The organism is Marinisporobacter balticus (assembly GCF_004345705.1).
Lineage (GTDB): Bacteria > Bacillota > Clostridia > Peptostreptococcales > Thermotaleaceae > Marinisporobacter > Marinisporobacter balticus.
This window is the reverse complement of sequence record NZ_SLWV01000024.1, coordinates 22,686-39,817: the sequence shown is the minus strand read 5'-3', so window position 1 is coordinate 39,817 and position 17,132 is coordinate 22,686. Positions and strand designations below refer to the sequence as shown.

Genomic DNA, 17,132 nt, shown 5'->3' with positions numbered 1-17,132 from the left:
AAACAGTTTCTAGTGGATTGACTTTAAAGAATTCTAAGGATATAATTTAAAATACGAACAAATGTTTGATGAATAGGGGTGTTTTATCATGGGGAAATTTAAGATTGTATCACCATACAAACCTACAGGAGATCAGCCACAAGCCATTGCAGGTTTAAGTGATGGGATCAATAAGGGACTGAAGCATCAAAACCTTTTAGGGGTTACAGGCTCTGGTAAGACTTTTACTATGGCCAATGTGATTGAAAAGGTTCAAAAGCCTACGCTAGTGATTGCACATAATAAGACTTTAGCAGCACAGCTTTGTAGTGAGTTTAAAGAATTCTTCCCAAATAATGCTGTGGAATATTTTGTGAGTTACTATGATTATTATCAGCCTGAGGCATATGTTGCGCATACGGATACTTATATAGAGAAGGATGCGCAGATTAATGATGAGATCGATAAATTGCGTCACTCCGCAACGGCAGCCCTCTTTGAGCGGCAAGATGTGATTATTGTGGCAAGTGTGTCTTGTATCTATGGCCTTGGAGATCCTATTGATTATGAAAATCAAGTTTTATCGTTAAGGCCTGGAATTACAAAGTGTCGTGATGAAATATTGAAAAAATTGGTAGAGATACAGTATGCACGAAATGACATCAACTTTATACGAGGAACTTTCAGGGTTCGAGGGGATGTAATAGAAATTTTCCCTGCGAGCCAAGCTGAAAATGCTATCCGCGTAGAATTGTTTGGAGATGAAATCGATCGAATTACAGAAATGAATGTTTTAACAGGAGAAATCATCGGACTTAGAAACCATGTATCCATTTTTCCGGCTTCTCATTATGTAACCACAAAGGAAAAGCTTGAGCATGCAATTATAGATATAGAAGAAGAACTAAATACACGAATCCATTATTTTAAAGAAAATGAAAAATTGATTGAAGCACAAAGGATTGCACAAAGAACTAGGTATGATATGGAAATGCTAAGGGAAGTTGGCTTTTGTCAGGGAATCGAAAACTATTCAAGGCATGTTTCTCAAAGACCCCCTGGCAGTAAACCATTTACTTTGATCGATTATTTTCCAGATGATTTTTTAATCATTGCGGACGAATCGCATGTTACAATCCCACAGATTCGGGGTATGTATGCAGGAGACCGTTCTAGAAAAGGAAATTTGATCGATTATGGTTTTCGTCTGCCTTCTGCTTACGATAATAGACCCCTTAATTTTGAAGAATTTGAGGGAATGATCAACCAAATTGTTTATGTAAGTGCAACACCAGGGCCTTATGAAAAGGAGCATACACAAAACACAGTAGAACAGATCATAAGACCTACAGGACTTCTTGATCCAAAGATTTATGTACAACCTATAAAAGGGCAAATTGACCATTTGATAGGAGAAATAAATTGTGTAGTAGAAAAGAAACAGCGGGTATTGGTGACCACCCTTACGAAAAAAATGGCAGAAGATTTGACCACATATTTTAAAGAGGTGGGTATTAAAGTAAGATATCTCCATTCAGATATTGATACATTAGAGAGAATGGAGATTATTAGAGATTTAAGACTTGGTGTTTTTGATGTATTGATAGGAATCAACTTACTCAGAGAAGGTCTTGATCTACCTGAAGTTTCACTTGTAGCTATTTTGGATGCAGATAAGCAAGGTTTCCTTCGTTCTCAAACTTCTTTAATTCAGACGACTGGACGAGCCGCGAGAAACTTAGAAGGAAAAGTTATTATGTATGGGGATAAGATGACAGATGCGATGCAGTATGCAATCGATGAAACTAATCGAAGAAGAAGGTTACAGCAAGACTATAATAGGAAGCATAATATAAAGCCTAAGGGAATCGTAAAAAAAGTAGGAGGCGTGATAGAAGCTACAAAGGTTGCAGAAGAAGGTGTGAAGTATGGTATAGAAAAAGATATAGAAATAATGGAAAAACAGGAGATAGAGGATCTTATTAAAAAGCTTGAAATAGAAATGATGGAAGCAGCAGAAAATTTACAATTTGAAAGAGCAGCAGAGCTCAGAGATAAAAGCAAGGAGCTTAAGAAGAAGACTTCTAAGAGGTGAGAATATGGAAAAAAACAAGATCATTGTAAAAGGTGCAAGAGAACACAATTTAAAAAATATTGATATCGAAATACCAAGAGATAAGTTTGTGGTGATGACAGGCCTGAGTGGTTCAGGAAAATCTTCTTTAGCTTTTGACACCATTTATGCAGAAGGGCAGAGAAGATATGTGGAGAGTTTATCCGCTTATGCAAGACAGTTTTTAGGGCAGATGGAAAAACCAGATGTGGATTATATAGAAGGATTGTCCCCAGCGATATCTATCGATCAAAAGACCACCAATCGAAATCCACGTTCAACTGTTGGAACTGTTACAGAGATTTACGATTATTTAAGATTATTGTTTGCAAGGGTAGGCACACCCCATTGTCCTATATGTGGACGCGTTATTGCACAACAAACTATTGATCAAATTGTTGACAAAATCATGACACTACCAGAGCGTACAAAGATTCAAATATTAGCACCCATTATTAGAGGGCGTAAGGGAGAACACACAAAAGTTTTAGAAAGCATTCGAAAAGACGGCTATGTTCGTGTAAGAATCGATGGAGAAATAAGAGAATTAAGTGAAGAGATTAAGCTTACAAAGACAAAAAAGCATACCATTGAAGTGGTCATTGATCGTATTATTGTAAAGCAAGAGATCGAAAATAGATTAGCAGATTCAATAGAGACAACACTATCCCTATCAGATGGATTGGTTGTTGTGAATGTATTAGAAGGGGAAGATCTTACTTTTAGTACAAAATTTTCTTGTCCAGAGCATGGCATGGGGATTGAAGAGTTAGAACCAAGAATGTTTTCTTTCAATAGTCCTTATGGTGCATGTCCAGAATGTAATGGAATTGGTCACTTGCAAAGAATTGATCCAGATTTAGTGATCCCAAATCCTTCTTTAAGCATTAAAGAGGGAGGGGTTGCCCCTATGGCAAATGCGAGCGAAGGAACCTATTATTTTGAAATGATTGATGCATTGGCGAAAGAGCATGGTGTAGAACTAACTACACCTATTGAAGAAGTGCCAAAAAAATTTTTGGAAGAACTTTTATATGGCACAGTAAAGAAAAATATTACTTTCCATTATGAAAGCAAGTTTGGAGGTATGAGGACTTATCAATCTCCTTTTGAAGGAATTATTAAGAATTTAGCTAGAAGATATAAAGAAACCAATTCCGATTATATGCGTGGAAAAATAGAAGAATATATGAGCCTAACCCCTTGTGATGCATGTAAGGGAGAACGACTAAAACCTGAGGTATTGGCTGTGACAATAGGGGATAAGAATATTTCGGAGGTCACAACTTTTTCTATAAGAGAAGGATTAGAATTTTTCAGAAATCTAGAGCTTAGTGAAAAAAATGTCCTAATTGCAAAACAGATTCTAAAAGAAATTAATGAAAGACTAGGATTTCTAGCAGATGTGGGACTAGATTATTTAACATTGTCAAGAAGTGCAGGGACATTATCGGGTGGAGAATCACAAAGAATTCGATTGGCAACCCAGATTGGTTCGAGTTTAGTGGGAGTTTTATATATATTAGATGAACCAAGTATCGGGCTTCATCAAAAGGATAATGAAAAATTATTAAAAACCCTAAGAAATCTTTCGAATTTAGGAAACACTTTAATTGTGGTTGAACATGATGAGGATACCATGTATGCAGCAGATCATATTATAGATATTGGTCCAGGAGCTGGAGAGCATGGTGGAGAGATTATTGTAGCGGGAAATGTTGAAGCTATTAAAGCATGTGAAGCTTCGATCACGGGACAATATTTATCTGGAAAGAAGAAAATCGAAATTCCAGAAATAAGAAGAAGTCCAAAAGATCAATGGATTAAGGTTATAGGTGCGAAGGAAAACAATCTAAAAAATATTAATGTTTCCTTTCCATTAGGGGTGTTTACTTGTGTAACAGGGGTATCAGGCTCAGGAAAGAGTACTTTAGTCAATGAAATATTTTATAAAAAACTTGCTATGGAGCTGCATAGAGCCAAAAGCAGACCAGGAAATCATAAAGATATCAAGGGAATAGAACATATTGATAAAGTAATAGACATTGACCAATCTCCTATCGGAAGAACACCAAGGTCGAATCCTGCAACCTATACAGGTGTGTTTGATCTAATTAGAGATTTATTTGCAAAGGTACCAGAAGCAAAAATGCGTGGATACCAAAAGGGAAGATTTAGTTTTAATGTAAAAGGTGGAAGATGTGAAGCCTGTAGCGGAGATGGCATTATAAAAATTGAGATGCACTTTTTACCAGATGTATATGTGCCTTGCGATGTATGTAAAGGAAAAAGATATAATCGAGAAACATTAGAAGTAAAATATAAAGGAAAATCCATTTCAGATGTATTAGATATGACTGTAGAAGAAGGATTGGAATTCTTTGAAAATGTACCAGGGATCAAGAGAAAATTAGCTACCCTCTTTGAAGTAGGACTTGGATATATTAAACTAGGACAACCCTCTACCCAGTTATCAGGTGGAGAAGCCCAACGGGTAAAACTTGCAACAGAGTTAAGCAAGAGAAGTACAGGAAAGACATTATATATACTAGACGAACCAACGACAGGGCTTCATGTTGCGGATATTCACAAATTAATTGGTGTACTCAACCGTCTTGTTGAGGGTGGAAACACTGTTCTAGTTATTGAACACAACCTTGATGTGATTAAGGCATGTGATTATATGATTGACTTAGGACCAGATGGCGGAGATCGGGGTGGTCAAATCGTAGGAATAGGAACACCTGAGGAGATTGCGAAGATTCCTGAGTCTTATACGGGAATATATTTGAAAAAGATATTTAAAAAGAATGAAAGGTAGAAAACTTTGAGAACTTAAATGAAAAAAGTAAAACCAGAAAATGATCTGGTTTTACTTTTTTTTAATCTGTTAATATGATTCCCTGGGCAATATTCTCTTTATTTAACACCATGCCTATAATGTCTCCTACTTTCAAATCTTCAAAATCTAAATTCATTTTTTTGTCATTTCGTTGATAAACAATAATGACTTCTTCAGAAACTGCTATATTAGGTTCTATAGAGATGCTGTTGTCATCAAAGTGCTGCTCGATGGTCATTGTTTTTTTGTGCTTATCTATTTTAAGAATTTCACCATAAACAAAATTTTCACCTGCCCATGGATTGGATGGATCAAAATCTTTGAAGGTGTCATTATTTTTTAAGGTTAACGTATTATTTTGTTGATCCAAAGAAAGGCCAAAGTTAAGATGGGTGGACAAAAGCTGCACTGGAATATAGATGTCCCCCCCATAATAAAGGGCAGGGATTACTTTAGATGTGTTTGGAGTTGATAGATTTGTGTTTTTCAAATAGGTTTGTACTGTCTCAAAGCTTCCTTCTGCAAGGGATATAGATGATAACAGGATGCATATACTCAAAATGCAGCCTATCTTTTTAAAAAGTTGATTCATGATTTCTCCTCCTTGAATATTCTACTTGTTGAGAGTTTGTACAAAAATTTTAAAAAATATACATACTTTATATAAACTTGGGGAAAATAAAATTTTTATTTTAAATTATAATCTTATGAAATGAGGAGCTACAGGATGTGTATGTAATAAAGAATAAAATTAAATATTATATAAATATATTTATCTATTCAGTTTTTTGATAGAATAGACATGTAGATAAACCAATTGGAAATGAAAAATAAAAAGAACGTGCATATTGAATCACTTTTGAAAATTTAATGACGTGGAGCGATACCTATAAGTAAAAAATAGATGGGTAGACGTAATGAGAATTTTTTATGATTGCTTATGAATAAGACAAAAGAAATGAGAGGAAACAAAAATGTTTGATATAAAGGAGCAGTTAAAGAAATTACCAGCTTCCCCTGGGGTTTATTTGATGAAAAATGAATCGGGTGAAATCATTTATGTGGGGAAGGCTATTTCTTTAAAAAATAGGGTAAGGCAATATTTTCAGTCACTTAAACACCAAGCGGCAAAGGTACGTGCTATGGTTGAAAATATTACGGAGTTTGAATATATTTTAACGGATTCAGAGGTAGAGGCCTTAATCCTCGAAGCCAATCTTATAAAAAAATATCAACCTAAATATAACGTACTCCTTCGTGATGATAAACAATATCCTTATATAAAGGTAGCACTAAAAGAAAAATTTCCAAGGGTATTTAAAACAAGAAGTGTTGTGAAGGACGAGTCAAGATATTTTGGACCATTTATAAACGTAGGGGCTGTGAACCATACAGTTGAAATGCTCAAAAAATTTTATGCTGTTAGAACATGTAACAAGAAAATTGGGAATAAAAAAGATAGACCCTGCTTAAATTTTCATATTGGCAAATGTTTAGGGCCTTGTAGTGGAGACATAGAGCATGAAAAGTATATGAAAATGATAGATGAGATTTTACTATTTTTAAGTGGAAAACATGAAGATTTAGTAAAGAAGATTGAAGAAAAGATGAAGGAAGCTGCGAAAAATATGGAGTTTGAAAAAGCGGCAATCTACCGAGATCAAATCAATGCCATTCATAGTTTGATGGAAAAACAAAAAATTATCGCATCATCAGATATAGATCAAGACCTGATTGCCATGGCGAGAGGGGTAGAAGACGTGTGTGTGATGGTTTTCTTTGTCAGAGGGGGAAAACTCATAGGTAGGGAAAATTATATGATTCGTGCGAGTGATGACGATACGAGAGCGGAAATTGTGAGTGCTTTTATCAAACAGTTTTATGCAGAAGCAGCTTTGGTACCAAAGGAGATTTTAATCCAAGAAGAGGTTGATGATACGGATTTAATTGAACAGTGGCTAACGGACAAGAGAGGATCAAAGGTAAGGGTTAAAATTCCTCAAAGAGGAGAGAAAAAAGATTTATTAGCGCTCGTTCATAAAAATGCTGTAGAAGTTTTAGAACAATTCAGAGAAAAACTTATAAGAGATCGCCAAAAGAGTGAAGGGGCTATAAAAGAATTAGGAACATGCTTAGAACTAAGTAAAGTACCGTTTAGAATAGAATCTTTCGATATTTCTAATACACAAGGAATCGATTCAGTTGCTTCAATGGTTGTGTTTGAAAATGGAAAACCCAAATATAGTGATTATCGAAGGTTTAAAATAAAGACAATTGAAGGATCCAATGATTATGGCAGTATGCAGGAGGTCATCTATAGGAGATTTAAAAGAGGATTAGAAGAGCAAGAAAGCTTGATAGAAAAAGGAATTTTACAGGAAGAAGGAAAGTTTTCTAAATTACCAGATTTATTATTAATCGATGGGGGCGTAGGCCATGTAAACGCCGTATTAGATGTACTAAGTGCACTAAACGTACAAATTCCTACAGCTGGGATGGTGAAGGATGATCGGCATAGAACAAAGGACTTACTTTATAATGGCAAGAACATCAACATACAAAAGAATACAAATATCTTTCAATTTATCGGAAGAGTCCAAGAAGAGACCCATAGATTTGCCATTACGTATCATAAAAGCTTGAGAGGAAAGACAATGGTCCAATCTGTATTAGAAGAGATAGCAGGGATTGGAGAGAAAAGAAGAATTGCATTATTAAAACATTTTGAATCGATTGAAAAAATAAAGAAAGCGTCTGTAGAAGAACTAAGTGTTGTTGATGGCATGAATATGCGTGCTGCAAAGGCTGTAAAGGATCATTTTTTAAAGAAACAGGGGAAAATTGAAGAGGAAGAAGGAAAAGTATGAAATTAAGACTAGGCATTGTTGGGGCTTTTGATACAGTGGATAAGATTAAAAGTGTGGGGCAGAAGTTGGATCAACAAATTCTTATTAAGACATATCCCTATAAACATAAAAATGAAACCATTGAAATATTAAAAAAGCATCAGAATGAGGTAGATGTACTCCTGTTTTCCGGGCAAGTTCCCTACTTTTTTGCAAAAGGTGAAGGGGTAATCCATAAGCCTGCTGTATATATACCAAGAACAGGGACAAGTGTGTATCGTGCATTTTGGCAAATGAGAGATTCGGGAATAGATTATAGAAAGATGAGCTTTGATACCATTGATGAAATGGCAATCGATGAAGTAATCAATGAATTAGACATTCCAATGAAAAAGAGATTCGCGAAGCCTTTTTCTGAGGATATCGATTATGATGAATTATTGGATTTTCATTATCAACTATGGAAAGAAAAAAAAATAAATATCGCGATTACATGTATCAGTAAAGTATATGAGCAATTAAAGGAGAGAAATGTGCCGGTATATAAGCTCTATCCAACCACTTCTCTAATACGGGAGCATGTCAATAAAGCCATCTATAAAGGCGATGTAGAAAAAATAAAAGGAACACAGATTGCCGTACAAATCGTAAAGGTTAAGAATAAAATACAAAGCATGTCTTCTCAATATGAATTTTTAAAGTTAAAAAATAAGCTAGAGGAAGGGTTGATTCCTTATACCCAAGAAAATTTTGGTTCCCTGTTTCCATTTGGTAGAGATGAATATTTGATTTTTACAACCCGTGGTGCAATCGCAAAAAAGTGTGAGAATTTTGATCTTGTAAAATATTTACAATATCAGGATGCATCCAAAATTAAATTGGCTTCTGGCATTGGGTTTGGAAATTCTGTGCATGAAGCAGAAGCCAATGCACGTATTGCGTTAGGATATGCGCTAGAGGAAGAGCGTAACAGCTGCTTTATCGTGGATGAAAAGGGAAACATCTTAGGGCCTATAAAAGAAAACAATGACGGCGCGTTATCTTATGAATTAGCGGTGACCGATAAAGAAATGCAAGAGATGGCGGAACAAATAAAAATAAGTGCGACCTATATTTCTAAAATAAAATCCATCATAGAAAAAATGGGAAGCAATAAAATGAATGCAGAAGAATTGGCGAACTATTTAGGCATTAGTATAAGAAGTGGTAGAAGAATCCTAAAACAAATGACAGATGCAGGGTATGGAAAAGTGATTGCTACCAAAAGTGTAGCGAGTGCAGGAAGACCTAGACAAATCTATGAGATTTTACTATAAGACTTGCGAATATAAGAGGAATTAGAAGAATCATGTAGAATACAGTGAAAAAGGACATAGCCTTATCTTGTAGCATCAACTTTTGGAATAGATGTATCTATTATTTTAACAATAGATTAAATAAAAAAGCATTGAGGTAGACGTAATGTCTACCTTCAATTAATTAGTAGGAGGATTAATAGGGATATGTATAAATTAGATTTAACCAAATACTTAAAAGAGCTAGAATTATTAGTAAATATTGATAGTGGGAGTACTACGCCTAAAGGAATAGAGAAAGTAGCCGAATTTTTCAAAAACAAATATGCGCAAATGGGATGGTTTGTAAAGATGCATAAATTTGATGAAGCTTTAGGCCCCTGTTTAGAAGCGAGAAATATAGATCAAAAAGAGATTGATCTATTATTAATAGGACATATGGATACTGTTTTTCCAGAAGGAACGGCAAAAGAAAGACCTTTTACAATAAAAGGAGATATAGCTTATGGACCAGGTGTTGTAGATATGAAATCAGCTTTATTATCTATGTATTATGTACTGGAGTCATTAAATTTTAACAAGTTCGAAAAACTACCTGCTATATGTGTTGCTTTGAACAGTGATGAAGAAATAAGTTCTATATATTCAAAAGAATGGATAAAAGAACTTGCAAAAAAAAGCAAATATGCGGTTGTTTTAGAACCTGCAAGAAAAAATGGCGCTTTGGTGAAAGAAAGAAAAGGTATTTTAAAATATAATATTGAATTTACAGGTGTAGCAGCACATGCTGGAGCGAATCCACAAGATGGAATTAGTGCTATTACTGAGCTTGGATACTGGATTGGGGAACTCGATAAATTAAATGATCTTGAAGCAGGAACAACTGTGAATGTGGGGGTAGTTTCTGGTGGCACGGTTCCTAATGTAGTGGCTGAAAAGGCAAATGCTGTAGTTGATGTAAGGTTTAAAACTGAAAATGCAATGAAAAAAGTAGAGGAAGCGGTAGAGAAATTAGCAAAGAATCCAAAATTAAATGGAATCAAAATAAATATAACAAAGCCAGGATTTCGTCCACCTATGAAGGTATCAAAAGAAATGGGAAAACTATATAAAATCATTGATGGTATAGGAGAAACATTAAATATACATATAGAATGGGTAGCTACTGGAGGCGGTTCTGATGCAAATTTGACTGCTTTTATGGGCGTGCCTACGGTTGATACTTTAGGGCCAGTGGGTGGAGGCGCACATGGTATTCATGAGTATCTTGAGATTAATTCTATTGAACCAAGGGTGAACTTATTGAGAGAATTTATGATTACATTATTTAAATAAAATAGTTGCGGAGCAAGCAAGGGAAAAGGAATATTCCCTTGTTTTTTTTTGCTTTATATAGATATTTAAGGGTGTTTTATAAAAAAATATATTTTTTCGGAAAATAAAGGAATTAATGAAAAAATATAGAATACCCTTAAAAAGGTCATGACCATAATATGTGTCAAATACAAAAAACGTTCATACTTGATAACTTTTGAAAAAAAGAAACACGCAAAACAAATAATAAAGATGCAAAAAATGAAGGGTATATTAGAAGGTGGGGAATAAAGTGAAAGAGGAAATTAGAGAAATTACTAACCGCTATAAAGAATTAATGATTGATTATAGACGAGATATCCATGCACATCCAGAATTAGGGCATGATGAAGTTCGAACAGGGCGTAAAGTAGCAGATATTTTAGAGAATCTTGGACTAGAAGTAAAAAGAAATGTTGGAAAAACAGGAGTCGTAGGCATATTAAAAGGGAAAAAAGGTGGAAAGACCATTGCCCTAAGGGCAGATATGGACGCGTTACCTATGCAAGAAAAAACAGGGTTAGCTTATGCATCCAAGCATGATGGTGTAATGCATGCATGTGGACATGATATGCATACAGCCATATTACTAGGGGTTGCCCATGTAATGCGTGATCTTAAGGATCAATTTGAGGGTACAATAAAATTTATATTTCAGCCTGCTGAAGAAAATAATCCCATAGGTGGGGCAAAAGGCATGATTGAAGAAGGTGTACTTGATGATCCAAAGGTAGATTGTATGCTTGGATTACATGTTTGGCCATTTTTAAAGTCTGGGGAAATAGGGTTTAAAGAAGGTCCAATGATGGCAGCTTCTGATAGGATTTTCATTAAAATTAAAGGCAATAGTGCCCATGGTGCTACACCTAATGAAGGAATAGATGCAGGGATTATTGCTGCACAGCTTATGGTAGCACTTCAGACAATTGTTTCAAGGAATATTAGTTCTCTTGATGCTTGCGTGATTACGATAGGAACAATAAATGGCGGATATCGGTATAATGTTGTGCCAGATGAAGTGGTTCTTGAAGGAACCGTTAGAAATTTAAATCCAAAAGTAAGAGAAAAATTACCTAGAATGATTGAAGAATTAATCCATGGGATTGTAGGTGGCATGGGAGGGAAATACGAATTTAAATACGTATCTGGATACCCTGCACTTATCAATGATGCAGCGTTATCAAAGAAGATAGAACAAAGTATCAGAAATAACCCTAAATATGATTTTGTACCTATTACACAATCTGCTTTGGGAGGAGAGGATTTTGCGTTTTTTGCACAAAAGGTACCTTCTGTATTTATGTGGCTAGGTTGTAGACCAGAGGATATAACCGCTGAAGAATTTGTACCTATTCATAATCCCAAATTTAATCCAGATGAAAAAGCGCTACAAGTAGGCTTAGAGACGATGACAATGGCTACACTTGATTTATTAAGTGGGGATGAAAAGAAAATGACACAGAAGATGGAAATGTCGGAGGTGAACTACATTGGATGAAAAACTGGAAGAAAAGTTAATTGCATATCGGAGAGATTTTCATAAATATGCAGAAACGGGTTGGACTGAATTTCGAACCTCTTCAAAAATTGCAGAGGTTTTATCTACTTTGGGATATGAAGTTTTATTAGGAAAAGAAATGATTGAACCTTCGGCGGTTATGGGAAGAATGAAGGATGAAGAAATAAAAAAACATATAGATCGTGCGATAAGTCAAGGGGCAAACCCCAAGTGGATTGATCGGATGGACGGATATACAGGGGTTGTGGCCATACTTGATACAAAAATAGATGGACCAACAACAGCCCTACGATTTGATATAGATGCAAATGATGCGGTAGAAATAGAAGATCATAAACATCGCCCGTATAAAGAATGTTTTGCTTCTCAAAATGAAGGGGCGATGCATGCATGTGGGCATGATGGCCATGCTGCAATAGGATTAGGATTAGCTCACGAATTAATAAAAAATAAGGAGCAATTAACAGGAAAAATAAAATTGATCTTTCAGCCTGCTGAAGAAGGGGTAAGGGGGGCTAATGCCATTGTTGAAAAAGGCTTACTAGATGATGTGGATTATTTTTTAAGCGGGCATATAGGTTTGGGGATAACTGTTGGGAAAATTATTGCAAAGCCTTGGGGATTTTTATGTACAACAAAGATGGATGTTACATATACAGGGAAAGGTGCCCATGCAGGAACTGCACCAAATGAAGGGAATAATGCACTACTTGCAGCTTCAAGCGCTGTACTCAATCTATATGCCATTCCGCCACACAAGGATGGACCCACTAGGATAAATGTGGGGATTTTACAGGCTGGGGTAGGCCGAAATGTAATCGCCCCTAGCGCACTTATGAAACTAGAAACGAGAGGATTAAATCATACACTCAATCAGTATATGTATGACAAGGCAGTAAAAATAATAGAAAATACAGCACGTATGTATGATGTTTCTTATAAAATAGAAAAAATGGGTCAAGCTGTAGATTGTACTTGTGATGAAGAACTTGTAGATTTAGTGATAAAACAGGCAAAGGATGTTATGGGGGTTGTTGAGATTGAAAGAGAAATTTATTTTGGAGGCAGTGAAGATGTAACATTAATGATCAAAAGGGTGCAGGATATGGGTGGAAAATCTGTTTACATATTATTAGGAACAGAAATTGCTGCACAACATCACAATGAATGGTTTGATTTTGATGAAAGAATATTAAAAATTGCTGTAAATCTTTTTGAAAACTTGATTCAATTTTTAAATCATCAAAAATGATTTGAATTTATGCATAATATTTTTGAAGTTGAGGAAGGAGGCTTTGAGGAAGCGTTTATCAAAAATAGTATAAGGGGGGATTTACATGAGTAATACAGCAAAAGTAGAGGCGAAAAATACAAGATTTGCGAAATTTATTAAAGGGATTGAGGTGGTTGGGAATAAGCTTCCCCACCCGTTCACACTATTTGTAGGATTAGCAGTAACCGTATTGATCTTATCATTTGTTTTAGCGAAAATGGGAGTATCCGTTACTTATTTAGCAGCTTCTAAAAATCCAGGAGAAGCACCAAAAGAAACAGTCGTAGCCATTACAAATCTATTAAGCTATGACGGTATGCGTCCATTTATGGAAAATTTCGTGAAAACCTATGTACAATTTGCGCCATTAGGTTTGATTATGACAATGATGCTTGGCATAGGAATGGTAGAACAAACAGGACTTATTAATGCATTTATGAGAAAAACAATATTAGGGGCACCTTCTTACATGGTAACAGCAGTATTGGCCATCGTTGGAATCAATGCAAACCTTGCTTCTGATGCGGGCATGATTTTTACAGCGGCTATAGGTGGGGCTATATTTAAGGCTTTAGGACGAAATCCGAAGGTCGGTATTGTTTCAGGATTTGCAGCTGCTTCGGGAGGGTTTACGGCCAACTTTTTGATTGCAGGAACAGATGCACTTTTGGCAGGAATTACTGAATCTGTTGCAACGGGTAGTGGTATTGCTGCACCAACCCATCCGCTGATTAATTGGTATTTTATGATTGCAGCTACATTTGTAGTTACATTTCTTACAACAGTCGTTACTGAAAAGTTTACTGTAAAATTTTTAGGGGATTCTTCAGATGCTGTAGATAAATCAATCCTAAAAGAACACACTGTAACGGAACAAGAAAGCAAAGGCCTAAGAAATACAGGAATAGCAGCAGTATTATATATTTTATTGATTGTTATGATGACGGTACCAGAAGGTTCTTTCTTTAGGAATGCAGATGGGAATATATTACCAAAGTCTACATTTACAAAGAGTGTTGTACCCATTTTGTTCTTCTTCTTTTTGATCGTAGGGGTAAGCTATGGAAAAACGGTTGGGGTCATAAAAGGAGAAGCAGATATTCCAAAATTGATGCAAAAGGGATTGGCTGGATGTTTAAGCTTCTTAGTAGTAGCATTACCAGCTGCTATGTTTATTGACTTATTCAATCAAAGTAATTTAACTACCGTATTAGCTGTAAAAGGTGCAACTTTATTAAAGAGCTTAAATCTTGGTGGTATTCCATTGATTATCATGTTTATCATGCTTGCTTCCTTTGTGAATCTATTTATGATTAGTGGTTCATCAAAATGGTTAATATTAGGACCTATATTTGTACCTATGTTTGCAATGTTAGGATTATCGCCAGCAGTAACACAACTTGCTTATAGGATTGGAGATTCATCAACAAATATTATTTCACCACTATCCTATTATATACCAGTTGTGATTGGTCTGATGGATCAATATAAGACGGATGAGAATGAAAAAAATGGAATAGGTACAGTAATCTCCTTACTAATGCCTTATTCTCTGGCTTATTTAGTTGGATTTACACTCTTATTAATTGGTTGGTATTTCTTAAAGTTCCCAATAGGACCAGGAACATCTATTTTTATGTAGGATGGCTATAGAGACTGTATAAAAAGGGATTTTAGTGACAGATTCAGTGAATAACTGTCATAATTTCAAATAAGCACGATCCAAATTATTACATCTAATAATTTGGATCGTGCTTTTAATTGATTTAATTTTTTTATTTCATTTCAGCAAGTTTTTATAGAAAAGGTATCGAAGGTGTTATTTTTGAACTTGTTTTATCCATATAAACAAAAAAGAGAATAGACACAAAATAAAAGATCTGGTTATAATAGTATAAAACCCATTGCACAAAAATACAAAAGAGGAGTAGAGGATTATGGCATTTGTAACGATTGAGAATTTGATCGAGGATTTACAATTAGAGGTCATTCATAGGTCTGAAGAAACCGAAATAAATATAGAAGAGAGCGATATCAATAGACCAGGATTACAATTGGCAGGATTTTATGAATATTTTGCTTATGAAAGAGTACAAGTAATCGGAAAAGTAGAGTGGACCTATTTTGATAGTCTTGATGCCCAAGTACGAAAGCCTAGAACAGAAAAGTTATTTTCACATGCATTACCTTGTGTGATTGTAGCAAGAGGATTAGATGTACATAAAGAGTGTCTTGAAGCAGCAAAAAAATTTAATCGACCACTGCTTCGGACAGATGTGAGTACCACACAATTAATTAGTCAGCTTAATAATTATTTGAATGATAAGTTGGCACCTGTTATTACAAGGCATGGGGTGTTGGTAGATGTATATGGTATTGGCATATTGATTAGTGGAGAAAGTGGTATTGGAAAAAGTGAAACTGCATTAGAGTTGATAAAAAGAGGACATCGATTGGTAGCAGACGATGCTGTGGAAATTAAAAAGAAAGACAAAAATAGATTAGAAGGAAGTGCCCCAGAAGTCATTAGACATTTTATGGAGCTTAGGGGAATTGGTATATTAGATATTAAACATTTATATGGAGTAGGTGCAGTAAGAAATAAAAAAACAATTGAGCTAGTTATAGAGATGGAAAACTGGAAACCTGAAAAACATTATGATCGATTGGGAATGGATGAAGAATTCATGGAGATTTTGGATGTGAATATTTATAAAATAACCATTCCAATAAAACCGGGTAGAAATTTAGCTATGATTATAGAGGCGGCGGCAAAGAACCATAGACAAAAGAGAATGGGATATAACGCGGCAGAAAAATTGAATGAGAGACTACTAAAGTATACAAGCAAACAAACAAAAAACAAGGGCATATAAATTGTACCCTTGTTTTTTTGTAAATATACGAAATCGGTTTGTGAATAAAAAAACTATATTTGACAGGGATTCTAAAAAATACTAAAATTTAAATATGATGATTATAAGAAAATAAAGAAAATAAAAAATGTTCAAAACTGAAAAAGGGGGAGGACTATGTCAAAACATATTCTTATGAAAGAAAATTTTGAGAAATTAGACCAATTCATTGTAATGCAAAAAGATAAAAAAGGGGCTCTAATCCCTGTTCTAAATGAGGCGCAAAAAATATTTGGATGCGTTCCTATAGAAGTACAGAAAAAGATTTCTGAAGGATTAAACATTTCTCTTGCAGAGATTTATGGGGTTGTTACATTTTATGCACAATTCTCACTCGTGCCAAAAGGAGAATATACCATTGGTGTATGTTTAGGGACTGCTTGTTACGTAAAGGGCTCTCAAAAAATACTGGATCGTATTAAGAAAGAAATAAATGTAGAGGTTGGAAAAACTTCACCAGATGGAAAGTACACATTAGAAGCAACAAGGTGTATTGGTGCTTGTGGACTTGCCCCCGTTATAACCATTAATGAAGATGTATATGGAAGATTGGTAGAAGGCGATGTACCTGAAATACTTAAAAAGTATGAATAACAAATAAAAATAGGGGGGAGTTTTATGAAATCTTTAGAGGAATTGGCGAAAATCCGTGAAGAGGCAATCAAAAAGGTGGATATAAGACGAGAACGAGAAGGCACAAGAATCGTTGTAGGAATGGCTACATGTGGTATTGCTGCTGGTGCAAGACCTGTGCTTATGGCGCTTTTAGAGGAAGTGAAAGTTAGAAATCTTAAGGATGTTTTGGTGAATCAAACAGGATGTATTGGTGTCTGTAGATTAGAACCAATCGTTGAAGTATATAAACCAGGAGAAGAGAAAGTGACCTATGTAAACATGACACCTGAAAAAGCAAAAGAAATGGTTGCACAGCATATCGTAAATGGAAAAGTGATAGATCCATATACAATCGGAGCGATAGAATAAGCTAGGCAAATAA

12 protein-coding genes are annotated in these 17,132 nt (G+C 35.1%); 11 read left to right on the top strand and 1 reads right to left on the bottom strand.

The annotated features are described in order from the left end of the window. Window positions 1-88 precede the first annotated feature (88 nt). A complete protein-coding gene (gene uvrB / locus EV214_RS14135) occupies window positions 89-2,074 on the top strand; it encodes an excinuclease ABC subunit UvrB (RefSeq protein WP_132246905.1) in 1,986 nt (661 codons plus the stop codon). Window positions 2,075-2,078: 4 nt separating this feature from the next. Continuing rightward, window positions 2,079-4,913, top strand: a complete 2,835-nt coding sequence (gene uvrA, locus EV214_RS14130) for an excinuclease ABC subunit UvrA (protein WP_132246903.1) — start codon at window positions 2,079-2,081, stop codon at window positions 4,911-4,913. A gap of 61 nt (window positions 4,914-4,974) precedes the next feature. Here uvrA and EV214_RS14125 read toward each other — a convergent pair whose 3' ends face one another. Continuing rightward, window positions 4,975-5,526: a hypothetical protein gene (locus tag EV214_RS14125; protein WP_132246901.1), complete on the bottom strand. Its 552-nt coding sequence runs from the start codon at window positions 5,524-5,526 to the stop codon at window positions 4,975-4,977. Between the two features lie 382 nt (window positions 5,527-5,908). Here EV214_RS14125 and uvrC point away from each other — a divergent pair, with 382 nt between their 5' ends. The 9 genes from uvrC to EV214_RS14080 all read left to right on the top strand — a co-directional run bounded on the left by uvrC (window position 5,909) and on the right by EV214_RS14080 (window position 17,119). Next, window positions 5,909-7,801 carry an excinuclease ABC subunit UvrC gene (gene uvrC, locus EV214_RS14120; protein ID WP_132246899.1) on the top strand — a complete coding sequence of 631 codons (1,893 nt, stop codon included), beginning with the start codon at window positions 5,909-5,911 and terminating at the stop codon, window positions 7,799-7,801. Further along, the gene (locus EV214_RS14115; protein ID WP_132246897.1) at window positions 7,798-9,096 is read left to right on the top strand and encodes a hypothetical protein; all 1,299 of its coding nucleotides are present in this window, start codon (window positions 7,798-7,800) and stop codon (window positions 9,094-9,096) included. Before uvrC ends, EV214_RS14115 begins: the two co-directional genes overlap by 4 nt. 186 nt (window positions 9,097-9,282) lie before the next feature. Then, window positions 9,283-10,410, top strand: a complete 1,128-nt coding sequence (locus EV214_RS14110; RefSeq protein WP_132246895.1) for a M20 family metallopeptidase — start codon at window positions 9,283-9,285, stop codon at window positions 10,408-10,410. Between the two features lie 271 nt (window positions 10,411-10,681). Beyond that, complete coding sequence (locus tag EV214_RS14105; protein WP_243116676.1) at window positions 10,682-11,926, top strand: M20 metallopeptidase family protein; 1,245 nt, start codon at window positions 10,682-10,684, stop codon at window positions 11,924-11,926. Continuing rightward, the gene (locus EV214_RS14100) at window positions 11,919-13,199 is read left to right on the top strand and encodes an amidohydrolase (RefSeq protein ID WP_132246893.1); all 1,281 of its coding nucleotides are present in this window, start codon (window positions 11,919-11,921) and stop codon (window positions 13,197-13,199) included. The genes EV214_RS14105 and EV214_RS14100 overlap by 8 nt, the downstream gene beginning before the upstream one ends. Window positions 13,200-13,284: 85 nt before the next feature. Further along, window positions 13,285-14,862, top strand: a complete 1,578-nt coding sequence (locus EV214_RS14095) for an AbgT family transporter (protein WP_132246891.1) — start codon at window positions 13,285-13,287, stop codon at window positions 14,860-14,862. A gap of 295 nt (window positions 14,863-15,157) precedes the next feature. Then, window positions 15,158-16,096: an HPr(Ser) kinase/phosphatase gene (gene hprK / locus EV214_RS14090; RefSeq protein ID WP_132246889.1), complete on the top strand. Its 939-nt coding sequence runs from the start codon at window positions 15,158-15,160 to the stop codon at window positions 16,094-16,096. Window positions 16,097-16,252: 156 nt separating this feature from the next. Next, window positions 16,253-16,729, top strand: coding sequence for an NADH-quinone oxidoreductase subunit NuoE family protein (locus tag EV214_RS14085; protein WP_132246887.1), 477 nt, complete (start codon window positions 16,253-16,255; stop codon window positions 16,727-16,729). Between the two features lie 24 nt (window positions 16,730-16,753). After that, on the top strand, window positions 16,754-17,119 hold the full coding sequence (locus EV214_RS14080; protein WP_132246885.1) for a (2Fe-2S) ferredoxin domain-containing protein: 366 nt from the start codon (window positions 16,754-16,756) through the stop codon (window positions 17,117-17,119). Window positions 17,120-17,132 lie beyond the last annotated feature (13 nt).